Genomic DNA, 18414 nt, shown 5'->3' on the forward strand with positions numbered 1-18414 from the left:
AAGTGCTTTTAATACTCAAGGGCCACAAGGTCGTCGTTCTGGAGAACTCATGCCTGCGCCAATAATTGTGTTTCCGTATAATCGTCCGGATCATTTTCGTAAGACTATTCAGTCGCTGCGAGAAAATAACCTTGCCACCGTGTCCGACCTGTATGTTTGCGGCGACGCGCCTAGAGATGACGCCTTCATTTCAAATGTTGAGGCGGTGCGCGCTTTGTGCCGTGAGATTGATGGGTTCCGATCCGTCTCCGTGGTTGAACGAGTGAAAAATCTTGGTCCTTGCGAATCTTTCCGACGTGGTATTTCGGAAACGCTTGAACGTCATGATGCTGCCGTCATCTTTGAGGACGACACGGCCTGTTCCTCGAAAACACTTTCCTATTTCAATGCGTGCCTGGAGCGTTACAGAGACAGGCCTGCTGTATTCTCCATCACCGGATGGCGCCCGCCTTCTTCTTTGTTCCAGGTTTCCAAGAAATATCCCTATGGCGTTTTTTTATGCCCAGAAACGGCTCGTGGGGCTGGGCAATCTGGCGTGACAGATGGAACAAGATAGACTTGGGTTTCAGCGATTACGATGTTTTCGCACGGGAAAAAGGCTGAAATATGCCTTTGCTGCGTGCGGAAGTGATCTGCAGTATATGCTGGATGCACAGCGTTCCGGTAGGATCAATACGTGGGATATCCAGATTTGTTATGCTCAGTTCAAGCAGCATGCAGTTACTGTATATCCAGTGAGGTCGTATACGGCAAATATTGGTTTAGATGGTTCGGGGACACACTTTAAAGAGAACGGAAGTCGTTTTATCTCAGCATTGGGAGATGGCCATGAGGCCAGACGTTTTCCGGAACATATATTTTTTGACGACAGGATACTGGTTGCATTTCGTAAGGTCTACGCAATGCCCGGCCTTGCAACTCGCATCGTCAACAAGGTTTGGCGCATTTTTTTCGGAAGGAACCTGATCGTCCGATGAGGATACTGCACGCTACCACGCAGGACGTCGCCGGTGGCGCGTCCATGGCCGCAATGCGCCTGCACGGGGCTCTGCTGGCGCAGGGGAGCGATTCTCGCGTTGCAGTGCTGGCCAAGGAGGGAGAGGCGCCGAACGTCTCGTTGCTCGGGGGCAAGCTGTCCCGCAGGGTGTTGCGACCGCTTGTGTTGCGGCTTGAAGACAATCTTCTCGATGCCGTCTATTCCCGTCCGCAATACCCCGCGCATACCACGTTTTCCGTAACGCCCTCATGGAACCATGCCCGTCTCAACGTGCTGCCGAAAGACATCCTGCACCTGCACTGGGTGGGCGAGGGCTTTCTGACGCCCTTCTCGCTGGGGCGTCTGTGCGGCCCCGTGGTCTGGACCATGCATGACACCTTTCCGTTTACCGGGGGCTGCCATTTTACCTCGACAGGCTGCACGCGCTATCGGGGCATGTGCGGCCACTGCCCTGAACTCGGCAGTTCGACGGCGGCGGACATTTCGCGCCTGCACTGGTGGTGGAAGCGTCGTGCCATCAGGCGGATACGTCCCTTCATCGTGAGCCCGTCAAGGGAATACGCGGAGAGAGCGCGGCAAAGCGGCATGCTGGGCGATTGCCCGGTCGAGGTCATTCCCAACGGGCTCGATGTCAACGCTTTCCGGCCCATTCCCCGGGAGCAGGCGCGTGCCCTGCTGGGGCTGCCACAAGACGGGAAGCTGCTGCTCTTCGGCGCGCTGCTCGCCACTGGCGACAGCAACAAGGGGTTCGATCTTCTGCTTGATGCGCTGCACCGGTTGCGGGGCATGGGCATGGCGGACTTTTCCGCTGTCGTCTTCGGTTCCGCAACGCTGGGGACAACGCTTCCCTGCCCCGTGCACGTTCTTGGCAGGCTGCACGATACCGTGACGCTTGCCCTGGCCTATTCCGCGGCCGACGTTTTCGTCTGCCCGTCCCGGCAGGAGAATTTTCCCAACACGGTAATGGAGGCCATGGCGTGCGGGACGCCTGTGGCCGCCTTTTCGGTGGGGGGGCTGCCCGATCTGGTTGAGGATGGCGTGACGGGGCTTCTGGCCGCACCTGCGGATGCGGCGTCGCTGGCGCATGCCATTGCCCGGATAGTGAATGAACCCGCGGCAGCCGCGCGCATGGCCGGAGCGGCACGGCGCAAGGCCGTTGGCGAATACTCGCTCCCGGTCCTGGCGAGGCGTTACGCGGATCTCTACGAACGTGTTCTCGAACAACGGCGTGGCGGTGGGCAGAATGTCGTCTGATGTGTTTTTCACGGTGATCACCGCAACGTACAATGCGGCTGCGACGTTGCCTCACCTGCTGGATTCGCTTGCGGCCCAGACGTGCCGCGACTTCGAATTGCTGGTTCAGGATGGTGCGTCCCGCGATGAAACGCTTGCGATTCTGGAGCGGCACCGTACGAGCCTTCCGGCTCTGTCCGTCGCGAGCGAAGCGGACAGCGGCATCTATGACGCATGGAACAGGGCGCTTGCGCGAGTGCGCGGCGAGTGGGTGATCTTCCTGGGGGCAGACGACATGCTGGTGGACGAGGGCGTGCTTGCCGCCGTGAAGGAGCGGCTTGCCCGCGTGCCGGAAACGATCCTTTTTGCCTCGGGCGATGTCGTTGTATGCGACGGGGCGCAGGATATCGCCGTGCAGCGCGGGCTGGACGAGGGCGCCCCGGAACGCTTGCGCGCTGGCGAGCCCGCCGTGCATTCGGGGTTGTTCCAGCGGGCGCGTGTGGTTGCGGCCGGGGGGTTCGACACTGCCTACAGGATCACGGGTGACCACGACTTTGTCATCCGGTGCTGGCGGAATGCGTCGGACGGCATGCGGTTGGGACTTCCCGTCACCCGGATGGGCGTCGGCGGCGCGACGAGCAGCCTGCGGAACGTGCTGCGGTTCCGGTACGAGTTCGCGCTGGTCATGGGCAGGCGCTTCGGCCTGAAGGGAATGTGGCCCCATATCCCCGCCGTGCTCAAGGGAACGCTTCCGTATCTGTTCTACAGGTTGCTGGGGCCGGAAAGGGCTCTCGCGCTCTATGGCAAGCTGCGGGAACTGCGCAACCTTCCTCCTGCGTCCCTGCGGTAGTTCCATGCAGTGCGCTGTTGCCATCATCGCCTACTTGCCAACGCCTCCCGAGGGAGAGCGGGCCTCTTACGAGCGCTGTCTTGCCGTCCTGGGGGAGCATCCCCTGAAACTGGTCTGCCCGGAGTCCCTGGATATTTCGCTGTATGTCGGGTTGGCCGCCGAGCACGGAAGGCGGATCGAGGCTGTCCGTTTTCCCGACGCCTGTTTTCGTAGCGTGGCGACATATAACAGGTTGATGCTGACGCCGGATTTCTATCGCCGGTTCAAGGCGTACGAGTACATTCTCGTCTATCAACTGGATGCGTGGGTGTTTCGGGACGAGCTTTCCGACTGGTGTTGCAGGGGCTACGCGTATGTCGGCGCCCCTTTCTTCACGGACAGGGGCGAGATGTTGCCATTTGCCGGAAATGGCGGTTTTTCCTTGCGCAGGGTCCGTACATTCCTGGACATATTTGACGGCGCTCCTGCGGCAATAAAGTGGAACTATGGCTTTCTTGCGGTGCAATTGCCTGCAAGGAATCGTTTCCGAGCATTCGTGAAGCGCGTTTTGCACGTCTGTTGCATGGGTGTCTGCCGTGTCAGCCCGCTTTGGTATTGCACGCACATGTCTGGAAATGAGGACATGCTGTACGCTCGGGCACTGTCGCTCATGGGAAGAAAGAATGTTGCGCCGCCATATATTGCCGCTTTTTTTTCGTTCGAACGCTTTCCGGAAGTGCTGGATGCGATGACGGCGGGAAAAACGCCTTTTGGATGTCATGCGTACGAAAAATATGGCAAGGAATTTTTCTCATTATAATGAGTGATGCACTTCGTGCACTGTCGCGCAGGGGCGCCCCGTGCGTCTGCGCCACAGCGCCGGTTGTGTACGATATGATGCCTGTTGTGGAGTTTGGATATGAACATGGCCCCGCTGGTGACCGTGATTACCGTGTGTCGCAACGCGGAGGCAACAATTGGCCGCACGTTGCAAAGCGTTGCCGAGCAAACGTATGCGCCTGTGGAGTACATCGTCGTTGACGGCGCTTCGACGGATGCCACCCTTGAACGGATAGCCGCGTGCCCGGCTGTGACGCGCTGGATCAGCGAGGCCGACAACGGTATAGCGGATGCGTTCAACAAGGGCATCGCGATGGCCCGGGGCGAGTGGGTGGGGATTCTTAATGCGGATGACTGGTACGAGCCACACACCGTTTCCACAATTGTGCATGCAGCAGGTGATGCGGATGTCGTACACGGTGCAGTGCGGTACTGGGATGGTGATGCGCGAAAAGAGGTGTACTACCCGAACCAGAGCGCGTTGCGGCGTGAGATGACCATCAACCATCCTTCCGTGTTTGTGCGGCGTTCCGTGTATGAGGCCGTGGGCGGTTTTGATGTGACGTACAAGTACGCAATGGATTACGAACTGATGTTGCGCATTCTTGCGGCCGGTTATCGGTTCCGATCCGTAGAAAACGCCGTGCTTGCGAACATGCGCTTTGGTGGGGCGTCGGACGTGAACTGGACGGCGGCGCTGGGCGAAGTGCTGCGTGCGAAAGGTCGGCATTTCCCGGCTCCGCTGAAGAACAGGGCATATTTCTGTCTGCAGCTTTTGCGGGGGAAGACCCGCAGGCTTCTGGAAAAATACGGGTGCGACGAGGGGGTGCGCGCATTCCGGAAGCGCTGGTCCGTCATGGACAAGCGCAAGTAACCGCAGGAGCCATCGCAATGGAACGTCCCGCAACTGGCAGCTTCGGCATCCGGGTGCTCTTCGTGTCCCTGCGCGCGGACTTCGGAGGCGGCCCCGAACATCTCTGGCAGTTGCTGCGGCATTTGCCTGAAGATTTCGAGGCATGTGTCGCGTGTCCCGCCGACTATCCCTACCACGGAAGATACTGCTCGCTGGTGGGTGAGGCCAACGTGTTCGTGCTGCCCCACCGGGCATTCCGGTGCGCCAGCCTTTTCGGGCTCGCAAGGTTCTGCCGGGAACACGGCATCGCCGTGCTGCACTCCCACGGCAAGGGTGCCGGACTGTATACACGTCTGCTCGCGTTGCTGACCGGCCTTGCCTGCGTACACACCTTTCATGGGGTGCACATGAAGGAGTACGGCCCACTGAAGAGGTGGCTGTATCGCATTGCGGAAAAGGGCATGTCGCTGCTCACGCGCGCAGGCGTGGCAGTGTCGCGGGGGGAGAGGGCGCAGATACTGGAAGAAGGGCTGATGCCCGAGGCAAGGCTGCGCCTGATCGAAAACGGGGTGGCCGTGCCGGAGGTGCCCGTTTCGCTGCCGGCTGTCCCTCCGTACCGGGTCGTTTCCATAAGCCGCTTCGGCATGCAGAAGCACAGTGAGTTTCTTGTCGATATCCTTGAGGCGCTGCAACGCGACGGCAGGCTTGGCGACTTTCACGTGGTGGTGGTGGGCGACGGCCCCGGCCGCGAAGTCGTGGAAGCCCTGGCGCGGGCACGGCATCTGGACGACGCTCTGGAATGTGCGGGGGCCATGCCTGAGCCGCAGGCGCTGTTCGCGGGGGCGCTTTGCTACATTTCCACTTCGCGCTGGGAAGGTATGCCGCTGGCCGTGCTGGAGGCCATGGCGCACGGTCTGCCTCCGGTGGTGACGGATGTGGTGGGCAACCGCGATGTGGTTATCCATGGCATGACGGGGCTGCTGTACCCGGAGCATGACGCGCGTGCCGCCGCAAACGCCCTGCTGCGGCTGGCGGACGATACTGCCCTGCGGGCGGCGCTTGCGGTTGGCGCAAGGAATCACGTGCTGGAGCACCATGACGTGCGCCTGATGGCGGATGCCACGTATGCCCTGCTGCGCCGTGTCGCCGGCGGGGGCGAACGGGGTGCAGGGTAGGCCCCGGCAACGGAACAGCTGCGGGCCGCATTCGCGGGGGCATCGGAAGCGGATGTTCCAGCCTGGGGATGACGCGGGCAGGCGTTGACGGTTCGTTTCACCCAGCCAATTGCGCGTAGCGCGCCCATCTTTTTCGACAGGCCCCGCCTCGCTCCTCCCTACGCGATCCCCCGCACCAGCCAATCAATCGACCTCCCCGTTCTTAATCCCGCATCTATGAGCCAGTCCGGCGGGATGCGTCCGTTCTTGCGCGCGTTGGAGATGGACGCCGCGGACACGTTCAGGAACCCCGCCAGTTCGCGGTCGGTGCGCGCGCCCGCCGCCTCCTTCAGGCGTTCCAGCACCATGGGGGCCTGCCGCAGTCCCACCTCTCCCGAAACGTCGCGCGCCACCACGTATACGCGCGGTTCGCCGTAGATGGTGTCGTTGTACACCAGCCGCGAGTGCACCGTGGAATAGCTGCCCGACAGGTTGCGGATGCGGCATTCGAAGTGCTGCTCGCGGTGCTCCCGCATGGCCCGCAGCAGGGCCTGGCGTACGGCGGGCAGGTCATCCGCGTGCAGCAGGTCCAGCACCGGCCCCATGTCCAGGGTATAGGCGTCGTACGGCTCTTGCCGCCCAAAGATGGCCGGGGTCAGCGTCTGGCGTGACCGTCGCAATATCCGCCCCTGATCGTCGGTCACCACCACCACGTCGCCCTGGTGGGCGTGCAGTTGCTCGATGAAGGCGTTTTCCTGCACCACCTTGGCGGAAATGTCCTGCGCAATGCCCAAAAGGCCGATGACCTCCTGACGGTTGTCGTCGAAGATGGGCCGCCGGATCACCCGGTACCACACCGCCGGGTCCAGCAGATGCGGCACCGCAGGGTGTTCCAGTTCCTGCTTTTCCTCGAACACCTTCAGGGCGGCCTCTACGGGGTAGCGGGCCAGTTCCGGCGGCAGGAACTCGTATTCGGTGCGGCCCATCACCTCGTCGCGCGTGCGGCCATAGGCAGCAAGGTACGCGTCGTTGACGGCCACGATGCGCAGGTCGCGCCCGCATACCCAGGCCAGGCCCGGCAGGGCGTCCACCACGCGCGAAAAATCGCTGGCCAGCTTGGACGAAAAGGCAAACGGGCGCTCCTGAAAGTAGCCGCTGTAGGCCACCATGCGGCCCGCAGCATCGCGTATGGATTCCGCCGTGTACCACAGGGTCAGGGGCGATCCGTCCTTGCGGCGCAGGGTAACCTCGCCGTTTTCCACTTCCGCCCGCTTGATGAGTTGGCTGACGATGCGCTTGCGCGCCGTGGAGGTGAAGTAGAACTCCCGCGCGGACCGGCCCACCAGTTCGTCGCGCGTGTAGCCGCAGATGGCGCACAGCGCCGGGCTGACTGCCTGGATCACCCCGCTCGGCAGGATGGTGAACCCCATTTCCTGCCCCCCCTCGGTGGTGCGCAGCCTGCCCCAGGCCAGATAGAGGGTGCGGAGCCGGGGAGCGGGGGTATTACCGCCTCCGCGGTCGTCCGCATTGTCGCCCGCCTCCGCAGGCATGCCCGTTCTTGCGCCCTTCCCCTCGTGCGCGTTCCCTTCGCCATCCGTGCCCGCTACGGGCACCGCCACACAGGTCCAGCTTATCTGTCGGATGCCCGCGCCGTCGGGCAGGGTGATGCGGGTGCGGCTTTCGCGCACCGGCACGCCGTCTTCGGGCACGGGGGGCACCTCTTCCTGCAGCCAGCCATGGGCAGGGGACGGGCCGCCAGGTGCGGGCATGTCCTTGGGGGCAGTCGGCGCTTCGGGGCTGGGCCCCACGTCCATTCCCGCACCGCGCGACAACCGGGCGAGCTTGTTGGCGTACAGCACGCCGCCATCGCCATCCAGCAGCAGGGCGGGAGTGTCCATGGCATCCAGCCGGGGAGCATAGAATGCGGCGAGGTCGGTGCTGGTCATGTGTTCGTCCCCGGTCATGGGTTCGTCTTTGGCCATGGGTTCGTCCCTGGCCATGGGTTCACCACGGTTGAATGGCACGGCATGGCATTCATGGAATATGAATAAAAAACATTTCGATGTTCATTGACGCTGTATTCCTGCCTGCTACACTCCCGACGTCCTGTCAACATTCGGCGGGCATATTCTGCAAGTACGGGAAGTTGTCATGCGTAAACCGTTGTTCCTGCTGTGTCTGGTCCTTGTTCCGCTGCTGCTGCCGCTGCACGCGCACGCCTCCGGCTATGCCGTCTACGAATGGAGTGCCCGCGGCACCGCGCTGGGCGGGGCCATGGTGGCCCGCGATGCCGATCCCTCGTCCGTGGCCTACAACCCTGCCAATATCACCGACCTGCCGGGGGCGCAGGTGCAGGTGGGCGCCACGGCCATCAAGCCCAGCGCCACCATGGACTTCAAGAGCCCGGCCGTGCAGGACCGCGAATTTTCCGACGCCATCTGGGGGCTGCCCACCGCCTATTACACCCAACAGTTGAACGACCACTACTGGTTCGGGTTCGGCGTCTTTTCGCGCGTGGGGTTGGGCACCGACTACAGCGGCGGCGACAGCTGGGCCGGACGCTACAACTGCTCGTACGCGGGCATCCAGTCGCTTACCTTCAACCCCAACCTGGCCATGAAGTTTTCCGACCAGTTCTCCCTGGCCGTGGGGGTGGAGGCCACCTATCTGCGCTTCATGTACAAGTCCACCTTGCAGCCGCCGGTGAACGTGGAGCAGGACATCGACGCCGACGGTTGGGCCTACGGCCTCAACGCCGGGGCACGCTACAAGCCGTACGACTGGTTGGCCTTCGGCCTGGCCTGGCGCAGCCAGATCGACCTGAAGGTGAATGGCGACGTGGACTTTTCGCAGAAGGGGGCGGTTCCCGCGCCCGCCAGCGGGGACATTTCCGGCACGGAACCCCTGCCCGAGTCGATCACCTTCGGCGTGATGGTCAAGCCGATGGACCGCCTGAGCCTTGAGGCCGACGTGGTATGGACCCGCTGGAGCGCCTACGAATCCCTGACCATGAATTACGATCCGCCGCTGATGGGCGCGTACCCCACGGTCAGCAAGAAGAAGGACTGGAACGATACCTGGCGCTTCCAGTTTGGCGCGGAATACGCCCTGACCGACAGCGTGGACCTGCGCGCGGGCTACGTCTACGACCAGAGCCCCGTCAACGGTTCCTACGAGGACTTCGCCGTGCCCTGCTCCGACCGGCAGATCGTCACCGTGGGCGCCGGGTGGAAGGTGGACCAGAACTGGGTGGTGGACGTGTTTTACGGCTACCTGTGGATGACCGACCGCCACTACGACGCCCGCCCGGCAGACTACATCTACGACGAAGTGGAACGCGAGGATGCGCACGCCCACATGGCGGGGCTCAGCGTCACCTACAAGTTCTAGCCGCCAAATCAGTTCCGGAGGTTGCTCCGGCTTCTCACGAATCCGCGAACAGCTTCTGGTTCTCCCCAGCCGCCCGCCGTTCCCTCCGGCGGGCGGTTTCAGTTTCCGGGCCAGCCCACGGTCTGGCTGATGACGATGCGCCGGTCGGCGGACAGGCGCAACGCCGTGTGCAGGGCGGCCTCGTCGTAGCTGGCGCGCACCACGTTGCCGAGCCCGGCGGACGCGCAGAACAACCCTGCTCCCTGATACATGGAACCCGCGTGCATGGCCGCGTACATCGGATCTTCGGACGCGGGGGCGGTGTAGACGAGGGAGAGCGGGGCCGTGGCCACGAACGACTGGCGGGCCAGCAGGGGGCGCAGGTCGCCTTCGGCGGCGGGGTCCAGGGCGTGCGCAACGCCGTCATAGCGCCAGGCCCCGTCGGCGCGCACCACATACACCTCCATGCCCTGGCGGTTTTGGGCCGTGGGCACGGTGCGGCGCCCGTCAGGGCGGTTGACGCCCCACGCGGCCCACAACAGGTTGCCCAGCACCTGGTCGGGGATGGCGTCATCTCGGAAGGACCGGGTGGAGGCGCGCGCCGCCAGAGCCTGCATCAGCGGCTTGTTCCCCGTCCCGCCCGCCGCGCCGGAGATGTCCGGCGGCGGCAGGGGCACGGCACCCCGTGCGGCGCGGGCTTCTCCGGTATGCAGTGGGCGCAGGGCGCGCCGTGCCAAACTCCCCAGTCCTTCGCCAGTCTCTCCGGCAGATCGCCCGGCCGGGCCGGGCAAACCGGTCACGGCCAGCGTGCCGCCCAGCAGGGTCAGGGCAGCCAGCAGGGCGCGCCGCGTCATGCGGACGCCCGAGGTGATCATGTGGGGCATGGTGAACCTCCGTGCGTGTCTCGCGGCGGAGCCGGGACGTGGTCTTCCGCCATTGATGCAGGGTCGCGCGATGTGTCGTCTCCGTCAAGCAGAGGCGCCGGGCCGTCACCCGAGCCAGTGCCTCAAGGTGCGCATCCTGACGGGAATCGGACAGGGCAAGGGCGACAGTTGGTGGGCTTCTGCCTGCGGACATGCCCTTCGCCTTTTGCCGCATCCGCTTGCGGCGCTACGTGTGCGTACTGAATGCTGCCAAGAATCTAATATCGAATAACTACGCTTGTTGCGAGTATGCGAACCGGAAATGTTTCCTCCGCATCCGGGACATGCTTGCGGATGAGCAGGGCGCGCAATGTGTCCATGTGGACACGATGGACAGGAAACGCATCGCGTGTGTTGTGCAAGGAGAACCGGTCATGAAACTGTCTTTAAAACTTACGGTGACATTCGGTGCGCTTCTCGCGCTGATGTTGGGCCTTGGTTTATACGGGAATTACATGTTTGCAGGCATTGTGGGGCAAACGGGCGAGCTGACGGGAAACTGGTTGCCAAGCCTCAATCAGGTGAGTGACATCCGTGCGTCGATGAATGCCGTGCGCCGTGCGGAATTGCAGCATGTCCTGTCCGAGGAAAAATCGGATATGGATGAGGAGGAACGCAATCTTGAAAAGGCGCGGACGGAGACGCTGGAGTTCGTGCGCGGTTACGAACGACTTATTGCAAGTGAAGGCGAGCGCCGCCTCTACGAACAGCTGAAGACGCAGGTGAACACGTATTTCGCGGTACTGCCGGAACTCATTCCCCTTTCCCGCGCCATGAAAACGGCAGAGGCGCGTGATCTCTCGACGCACAAGGGGCGGCCCGCGTTTCGCGGGGCGTTGCAGACCCTGTTGGCCCTGGTGGACATGAACAACAAGGGCGCTGCAGAGGCGGGCTCGTTGACGGAGAAGACCGCGTCCACCGCCCGCACCGTGAATCTCGCGCTGGTGCTGGTTTCGCTGGCGGGTGGCATTGCCGCCACGTTGTACATCATCCGCTCCACGCTGGCCCAACTGGGCGAAGACCCCGGCTATCTGTACGAAGTTTCGCGCGAGATAGCCGCTGGCAACCTTGCGGTGAACTTCCGCACCAGCCGGCACAAGGGCGTGTATGACGCCATGCAACAGATGGTAGGCACGCTGAAGTCCAAGATCGCCGAGGCAGAGGACAAGAGCCGCCAGGCCGGGGTCAAGGAGCAGGAGGCCCTGACCGCCATGCGCGAGGCCGACGAGGCCCGCCGCCAGGCCGAAAGCGCCAAGCGCGACGGTATGTTGCAGGCCGCGCAAAAGCTGGAAAGCGTGGTGGAGGTGGTGTCTTCAGCGTCGGAGGAACTGTCCGCCCAGATCGAGCAGTCCGACAAGGGCACGGAAGAGCAGGCGCGCCGGGTGGCGGAAACCGCCACGGCCATGGAAGAGATGAACGCCAGCGTGCTTGAGGTGGCTCGCAACGCGGGCGGCGCCGCCGACGTCTCGGAAAACGCGCGCCGCATGGCCGACGAGGGCTCGACCATCGTCGGCAAGGTGGTGGACGGCATCGGGCAGGTGCAGCAGCAGTCGCTGGCGCTGAAGCGCGATATGGAAGAACTGGGGCGGCAGGCGGAATCCATCGGCCAGATCATGAACGTGATCAGCGACATCGCCGACCAGACCAACCTGCTGGCGCTGAACGCCGCCATCGAGGCGGCACGCGCGGGCGATGCCGGGCGCGGCTTTGCCGTGGTGGCAGACGAGGTGCGCAAACTGGCGGAAAAGACCATGCACGCCACCCAGGAGGTGGGCGCGGCGGTGCGGGGCATCCAGCAGGGCACACGCACCAACATGGAGCACGTGGACCGTTCCGTGGGCACCATCGAGGAAGCCACCAACCTTGCCCGTCGCTCGGGCGAATCGCTGCGCGAGATCGTGCGCTTCGTCGATGCGGCTGCCGATCAGGTGCGCGGCATCGCCACTGCCTCGGAGCAGCAGTCCGCCGCCAGCGAGGAAATCAATCGCGCCGTGGAGCAGGTAAGCGCCATTTCCACGGAAACGGCCCAGGCCATGCGCGAGGCGGCAACCGCCGTGAACGAACTGGCCAACCAGTCGCAGGTGCTCAAGCGCCTGGTGGAGGAATTGAAGCAAAGCTGACCGTCGCACGCCGTCGCACGCTGGCACTTTGCCGCGCGCGGTCCGCCCCATGGGTGTGCCGCGCGCTTTTTTGTCTGGTGTTGATGTTGGCGCCATTATAAAGGAAAGCCGTACGGCAATGTTGACGTATGGTGACAATTGCCCTACTACGGCCACAATGTTCTGTGCTATTTTTCACAAACGGGCGGGCTTGCGCAAGAGGGGAACCGCCCGCTTTCGGGGAGATTCATGGTCCGTTTTCGATCGATCAGCGCCTTGTGTTGCGTGGCCGCCCTTGCGGGGGTGATGGCGGCTGCGACGGCTTCGCCTGTCCGGGCGGCCTCGCCCTATGCGGGCAGCGCCGCATGTCAGCCCTGCCATGCCGGGGAATACGAGAAGTTCCAGAAACATTCCAAGAAGGCCAGGTCGTGGAAGAGTGTGGCCACCATGGCCCCCAAGCTGACGCCGGATGAGTTGCGCGGCTGCTATGAATGCCACGTGACCGGGTATGGCAAGGGCGGTTTCGTGGACTATGCCACCACCCCGCAGTTTGCCGACGTGGGCTGCGAAACCTGCCACGGACCGGGCGCGGCCCACGTCGACGCGGGCGACCCATCACTTATCGGCAAGCCCACCATGGCCACCTGCGAAGGCTGCCACAACGCAAGCCGGGTGCGTTCGTTCGGTTTCAAGCCGTTGTTGCACAGCGGCGCGCACTAGGGGCCGTTTCTAACTTATCCTTTCGTCCGTTGGCGTCGTTAAACTTCGCCTGCCATGGCGTTGCTGTCCTTATCCGTAAGGTTCGCTTCGCTCGCCTAACGGCTAAGGCTCGGTCGAATACGATAAGGGCGCGCTGCGGTCGCCATCCGTAATGCTCGAAGACTCGCATAACGGCTGCCGCACTCCCTCATGGCAGGCTCGTTTTCCTTGCCAACGAACGAAAATCTTGCGTTATAAACAGCCCCTAGGAGGCACCATGGGGGGAACTCTCGCGCGTTCGCTCAGCCTGCGCACCTCGCTTCTGGTGACGGTCATCGCCGTCAGCGTGTTCGCGGTCATCATCGGCACCGGGGCGTGGCGCCAGCGCCACGCGGCCCTGGAGGAGCTTGAAACCGTGGTCCGCCGCGAGTCGGGCATGATCAAGACGGCCATCGACCGCCCCATGCTGCTCGGCAACGACGCGGGCACCCGCGCCGAATTCGCCGAACTGGCCCGCCATTACGCGGATACCACCGTGCACCTGGCCAGCTTCAACGGCAACATCACCTATTCCACCCGGCCAGAGGCGGAACGGCGCGACCTTTCCGAGGTGCTGACCGACCCCGGCCTGCGCGACCTGACCGGCCGCGCCCGGCGCGAAGCGCTGGAAGCGTCGCTGCTTCTGGAGCGGGACGGCAGGTCGGTGTTCGCGCATGTCGTGGGCATCCGCAACGAACCGTCATGCCATCACTGCCATGGCGCTTCGCAACCATTGCTGGGGCAACTGGTGGTGATGCAGGACGTCACGCCCATTCTGGCCGGGGTGAACGGGCGCATCCTGGAAAGCGCGGGCATCTCGGCAGCGGGGCTGGTGGCCCTGCTGGCCGGGGTCATCCTGTTCATCCGGCGGGCCATCGTGGCCCGGGTGCAGCGCCTTGCCGACGCCAGCACGGCCATTGCCGGGGGCGACCTGAACGCCGACCTTGCCGTGGGCGGCCATGACGAACTGGCGCGCCTGGCCGCCAACCTGCACGGCATGGTGGGCGGTCTGAAGAAGGAACTGGGCTTTTCCAAGGGCATCCTGAGCGGCATGACCCTGCCCTTTCTGGTGGCGGGCACGGATGGCCGCGTCAGCTACTGCAACGCGGCCCTGTTGCGCATGCTGGGGCTGGACGGCACGCCGGAAGCCCAGGCTGGCAAGACCGTGGGCGACCTGATGTTCGGCGAACCGCAGCGCGACACCGTGACCGACCGCGTGCTGCGCGAACGCAGCGCGCACACCGGCCAGCGCGTCGACCTGGACAGCCGCAAGGGCGGGCAGGTGCACGTGGTGGTGGATTCGGCGCCGTTGCTGGATCTGGACGGCAACCTCATCGGCGCCTTCAGCGTGTACACCGACATTACCGAAATGCAGCGCCAGCAGGCCCGCATAGAAGAACAGCACGCCCGCATCGCCCGCGCGGCGGAGGCGGCGCGGCAGGTTTCCGCGCGGGTGTCCTCCGCGTCGGGCGAATTGTCGGAGCAGGTGGAAGAGGCCAGCAGCGGTGCGGACGAGCAGCGCGGGCTGGCCGTGGAAAGCGCCTCTGCCATGGAGCAGATGAACGCCTCCGTCATGGAGGTGGCCAGCAATGCCGGTTCCGCCGCCGATCTGGCTGGTTCCGCCCACGAGCAGGCCCGGCAGGGCTCGGCCGTGGTGGAAGAGGCCGTGGCGTGCATCAATCGTGTGGCCGAGCAGGCCCGCGTGCTGGAACACGACATGGGCGAGCTGGGCATCCAGGCCGAGGGGGTAGGGCGCATCATCGGCGTCATCGAGGACATCGCGGACCAGACCAACCTGCTGGCGCTGAACGCGGCCATCGAGGCGGCGCGTGCCGGTGACGCCGGGCGCGGTTTTGCCGTGGTGGCCGACGAGGTGCGCAAGCTGGCCGAAAAGACCATGCAGGCCACGCGAGAGGTGGTGGGCTTTGTGGAGGCCATCCGCGCCGGCGTTGGCCGCAGCCGTGCCGCCACCGACGAGGCCGTGCGGCTGGTGGAGCAGTCCACAGGGCTGGCCGGGCGCAGTGGCGAGGCCTTGCTGGCCATCGTGGGCACCGTGGACCGCACGGCGGAGCAGGTGCGGGCCATCGCCACGGCGGCGGAGCAGCAGTCCGCCGCCAGCGAGCAGATTACCCGCGCGGTGGACCGCATCAGCACCATCTCCGGCCATACGGCCGATTCCATGCGTCATTCCGCAGGTGCCGTGAGCGATCTTGCCCGGCTGGCGCAGGAGTTGGATGGGATTATCGACGACATGCGCTGACGCCCGGCAGGGCGAGCGGAGAGATGTCATCATGGCCGTCGGGAGTCCGGCGGCCATGTTGTTTTGCGGGCGAGGCTGGAAGAAGACGGGGCCGTGCAGTGGGCTTGGGTATGGCAGCCGCTACGGGGGTGAACTCCGCTATTCGGTGAAACCGGGCGGAAGGTCGCCGGATTGTGGCATTCCGTCGGATGGCGGCATCCCGCCGTTGTCAGGGGATGGCGGACCCTCTGCATCGTGCGCCTCGCCGGGCTTTTTGGGCGTGAACACCAGACGCAGGCCGCGCGCTTCCGCTGCTGTGCGCATGCTGCCGGTGGCTATGCGCAGGGCGTCGCGCGGGCGAATGACGATGGCCTTCTGGCCGGTGGCCTGTATGGTTTCCGGACAGTGCCTTTCGCAAAAGCCGCATCCGGCGCAACGGGCCGGGTCCACGTGCGGCACGCCCACGGGGTAGCCGGGCTCCGGCTTCAGGGCGATGGCGTCGTAGGGGCACACCTCGTCGCAGACCAGGCAGCGCTTTTTCTTGGCCCAGGCCAGGCAGTGGTCGCGCAGCACTTCTGCCGTGCCAATCTTGGCGAAGGTGCGTTCGTCGGCCAGCCGCCGGATGGCCGTGGTGGGGCAGGAGTGGGCGCAGGCGTGGCAGGCCGGGTCGCAGAAGCCGCGCGCCGGGGTGACCACCGGGCTGAACATGCCCAGCGCGCCGCTGGCCAGCCATGCGGGTTGCAGGGTGTTGGTGGGGCAGGCGGCGGCGCACAGTCCGCAGCGTACGCAGCGGGCCAGAAAGTCCGGCTCGGGCAGGGCGCCCGGCGGGCGCAGCACCCCTTCCGGCCTGCCCAGCGCCGGGGCGGCGTGGCCCAGCGCGGCGGCGCAGGTGCCCATGGCCAGCCCCGCCAGCAACGCACGGCGTTGCGACCGGGCATGGGGCGGCAGTTCCGCCGTGGCCTCCGCCGTACGTGCTGCGTCCCTGCCGGGAACATCCCGGAAGGCGAAGCGGACCGCGTCCACCGGGCAGACATCCGCGCAGCGCAGGCATTTCAGGCATTCGGCGTGGTCCGTTGCGCGTGGGGCCGCCACCGGGATGGCCCCGGCAGGGCATTGCCGTGCACAGGTACCGCAGGCGGTACAGGCATGCTCCACCCGTCGCCGCCACGGGGCCGCACGGCCCGCAAGGCCCATGGCGGCGCCCGCAGGGCAGAGCATGCGGCACCACAGGCGCGGGGCCAGCACGCCACCCGCCAGCACCACCGCGAAGAACCCGACGATGTAGCCGGTGGCCGCGTAACCGGGCACTGCCACTTCCGCGAAGGCCAGGCCGGTGGCCCCCACCTGGCGGGCCAGAGGCGCGGCCAGCGACAGGCCCCATTCGGCCAGCCGGGCCACGGGCGGCCAGGCCGCCAGGGTCCAGAACCGCGCGGCCAGCGGTAGCGGCGCGGCCCAGAACACCAGGTCCAGCCCGGCCAGCGCCGCCGCCAGCACGGCGGCCAGCACCGCGTACTTGGGCAGGCGCGGCACGGCGGGCAAGCGTATGTCGGCGCTCTGGCTGGATACCCGTCGCCCGGATGTGCGTCGCCTCCGTCCTTTTGCCAGGCGTTTCCATACGGCGTCACTGGCGTCCACCATGGCCCCGAACGGGCACACCCAACCGCAGAACGCCCGGCCCAGCAGCAGGGACAGGGCCAGCACCACCAACCCCGGCACCGCCGCGCCGATGACGGCGCGCCCCGCGATGCTGGCGGCCAGGGCCATGGACGGATCCAGCCGTACCAGCAGGTCACGCGGCAGATCACGGGGCAGGATTGCGTTGTCGGGCAGAACCTGCCCCGCGCCCCACGCCAGCAGCACGAAGGCCGCAAGGCACAGCCAGCGGCTGACCAGCCGCGCGCGTTGGCGGTTCATGCCGTGCGGCTCCGGCCTACAGGGTGATCCGCGTGACGGTGCGCGCGGCAAGATCCATGGAACCCAGGCCCCGTTCATGGGCCAGCCTGATGTGGCTGACCTGCCGCGCGGCAAAGCGCCGCCCGTACCATTCGAACGATTCCACGGCGCAGGCGTCGGCGGATACCGGGTCGGCGGAGGCGATCACCGTGTTTTCCTGCAGCACCTTGCCGGGGCCGCCGGGTCCGCCGGTGGACAGCACGTAGGTGCCGTCGATGACCGTGAGTGCGGCGCGCAGCCTGGTGTTCAGGTCCACGATGGCGGTGTCGAGATCGTAGCGCGAATGCATCACCCCGCGCTGGCGGATCAGTCCCATCATGCCCTTGAGCCCCAGCGAGACGCCGGTGGAACTGTGCGACTTGGCCGTGGGCGCGGCGATCAGCACGTCTGCGTCCAGCGCGTCGCGCAGGAAGGTGTTGGCGGTCATCTGCTGCGCACCGTCGATGTCCAGTTCGCGGTAGAAGCGTTCCGCCGTGGGGGCCTGCACGATGTCGCCGAACTCCGCGCACGCGGTGCGGATGCCCGAACGCTCGATGCACTGCTCCGCCGGGGCCAGCGGGTTGTCCAGCACCAGTACGGACGCGGCCCCCGCATCGCGGCACATGCGTACCAACGCCGCCACCACTTCCGGGTGGGTGTTGGTGCCCAGGCTGGCGGCAGAGGCAAAGGACATGTTGGGTTTGATGACCACCTTCTGCCCGGTCTTCACGAAGCGCCCCATGCCGCCCAGCATGCCCACGCAGGCATGGGTGGCGGCGGCGGGTGCACCCTTGACCACGGCGACATCGGGGGTGGTGCCGGACGCTGAGGTGGCGGACTGGGCAGCCTGGGCCACTCCTGGGCCGGACGGCAGCGGGAAAAGGGGCGCATGCATTGACGACACACCGGGCAGGGGTGCCCCGGCGGCCAGCCACAGCGCGCCGGACAATTGCCATTTCAGGAAGTCCCTGCGACGCATGTTGCCTCCTTGCGCCGGGCGGCGCGGCTGCGGGCGGGGTGGGGAGCTGTCTTGTCGGGTGGGATGCCGGTGCGCGGGAACCGGGAAGCGACGGGATCTGCCGATTTCATGCCCAGAACATGTGGGGGGCTGGGCACATGATCCCGCAGCCCGAACGGTCCGGAAAATCCGAAAGGCCCGGAAGGCGGCGCACCGTGAGCCGACATATACCACCGTTGCCGGACGGGGA

General features: G+C 65.1%; 15 protein-coding genes. 11 read left to right on the forward strand and 4 right to left on the reverse strand.

Annotated elements, in window-relative coordinates; genetic code table 11:
• Positions 1-49 precede the first annotated feature (49 nt).
• The 7 genes from DESTE_RS18115 to DESTE_RS14555 all read left to right on the forward strand — a co-directional run bounded on the left by DESTE_RS18115 (position 50) and on the right by DESTE_RS14555 (position 5927).
• Positions 50-556, forward strand: coding sequence for a glycosyltransferase family 2 protein (locus DESTE_RS18115; protein WP_156925384.1), 507 nt, complete (start codon positions 50-52; stop codon positions 554-556).
• On the forward strand, positions 543-977 hold the full coding sequence (locus DESTE_RS18120; protein ID WP_156925385.1) for a hypothetical protein: 435 nt from the start codon (positions 543-545) through the stop codon (positions 975-977). The genes DESTE_RS18115 and DESTE_RS18120 overlap by 14 nt, the downstream gene beginning before the upstream one ends.
• Positions 974-2251 (forward strand): glycosyltransferase, encoded by a 1278-nt coding sequence (locus DESTE_RS14535; protein ID WP_035068308.1) that lies wholly within the window; start codon positions 974-976, stop codon positions 2249-2251. The genes DESTE_RS18120 and DESTE_RS14535 overlap by 4 nt, the downstream gene beginning before the upstream one ends.
• Positions 2208-3080: a glycosyltransferase family 2 protein gene (locus DESTE_RS14540; protein ID WP_245590864.1), complete on the forward strand. Its 873-nt coding sequence runs from the start codon at positions 2208-2210 to the stop codon at positions 3078-3080. Before DESTE_RS14535 ends, DESTE_RS14540 begins: the two co-directional genes overlap by 44 nt.
• Positions 3081-3084: 4 nt before the next feature.
• The gene (locus DESTE_RS14545) at positions 3085-3879 is read left to right on the forward strand and encodes a DUF5672 family protein (RefSeq protein WP_035068310.1); all 795 of its coding nucleotides are present in this window, start codon (positions 3085-3087) and stop codon (positions 3877-3879) included.
• A 99-nt stretch (positions 3880-3978) separates the two neighbouring features.
• Positions 3979-4773 carry a glycosyltransferase family 2 protein gene (locus tag DESTE_RS14550; RefSeq protein WP_051384490.1) on the forward strand — a complete coding sequence of 265 codons (795 nt, stop codon included), beginning with the start codon at positions 3979-3981 and terminating at the stop codon, positions 4771-4773.
• A gap of 17 nt (positions 4774-4790) precedes the next feature.
• A complete protein-coding gene (locus DESTE_RS14555) occupies positions 4791-5927 on the forward strand; it encodes a glycosyltransferase family 4 protein (protein ID WP_051384491.1) in 1137 nt (378 codons plus the stop codon).
• A 158-nt stretch (positions 5928-6085) separates the two neighbouring features.
• Here the strand turns inward: DESTE_RS14555 and DESTE_RS14560 are convergent, their stop codons facing one another.
• A complete protein-coding gene (locus DESTE_RS14560; RefSeq protein ID WP_245590865.1) occupies positions 6086-7888 on the reverse strand; it encodes a PAS domain S-box protein in 1803 nt (600 codons plus the stop codon).
• A 169-nt stretch (positions 7889-8057) separates the two neighbouring features.
• Here DESTE_RS14560 and DESTE_RS14565 point away from each other — a divergent pair, with 169 nt between their 5' ends.
• Positions 8058-9296 carry an OmpP1/FadL family transporter gene (locus DESTE_RS14565; protein ID WP_035068311.1) on the forward strand — a complete coding sequence of 413 codons (1239 nt, stop codon included), beginning with the start codon at positions 8058-8060 and terminating at the stop codon, positions 9294-9296.
• Between the two features lie 98 nt (positions 9297-9394).
• Here DESTE_RS14565 and DESTE_RS14570 read toward each other — a convergent pair whose 3' ends face one another.
• On the reverse strand, positions 9395-10159 hold the full coding sequence (locus tag DESTE_RS14570; RefSeq protein WP_084559488.1) for a SagB/ThcOx family dehydrogenase: 765 nt from the start codon (positions 10157-10159) through the stop codon (positions 9395-9397).
• A 413-nt stretch (positions 10160-10572) separates the two neighbouring features.
• Between DESTE_RS14570 and DESTE_RS14575 the strand changes: the two genes are divergently transcribed.
• From DESTE_RS14575 to DESTE_RS14585, 3 genes are all read left to right on the forward strand, one after another.
• Positions 10573-12318 (forward strand): methyl-accepting chemotaxis protein, encoded by a 1746-nt coding sequence (locus DESTE_RS14575; protein WP_035068312.1) that lies wholly within the window; start codon positions 10573-10575, stop codon positions 12316-12318.
• Positions 12319-12546: 228 nt separating this feature from the next.
• A complete protein-coding gene (locus DESTE_RS14580; RefSeq protein WP_035068313.1) occupies positions 12547-13017 on the forward strand; it encodes a cytochrome c family protein in 471 nt (156 codons plus the stop codon).
• Between the two features lie 256 nt (positions 13018-13273).
• On the forward strand, positions 13274-15295 hold the full coding sequence (locus tag DESTE_RS14585) for a methyl-accepting chemotaxis protein (protein ID WP_035068314.1): 2022 nt from the start codon (positions 13274-13276) through the stop codon (positions 15293-15295).
• A gap of 138 nt (positions 15296-15433) precedes the next feature.
• Here DESTE_RS14585 and DESTE_RS14590 read toward each other — a convergent pair whose 3' ends face one another.
• Positions 15434-17188 carry a 4Fe-4S binding protein gene (locus tag DESTE_RS14590; protein WP_035068315.1) on the reverse strand — a complete coding sequence of 585 codons (1755 nt, stop codon included), beginning with the start codon at positions 17186-17188 and terminating at the stop codon, positions 15434-15436.
• A 16-nt stretch (positions 17189-17204) separates the two neighbouring features.
• Complete coding sequence (locus DESTE_RS14595) at positions 17205-18185, reverse strand: DUF362 domain-containing protein (protein ID WP_035068316.1); 981 nt, start codon at positions 18183-18185, stop codon at positions 17205-17207.
• Positions 18186-18414 lie beyond the last annotated feature (229 nt).

This window comes from Nitratidesulfovibrio termitidis HI1, from assembly GCF_000504305.1.
Classification (GTDB): Bacteria; Desulfobacterota; Desulfovibrionia; order Desulfovibrionales; family Desulfovibrionaceae; genus Cupidesulfovibrio; species Cupidesulfovibrio termitidis.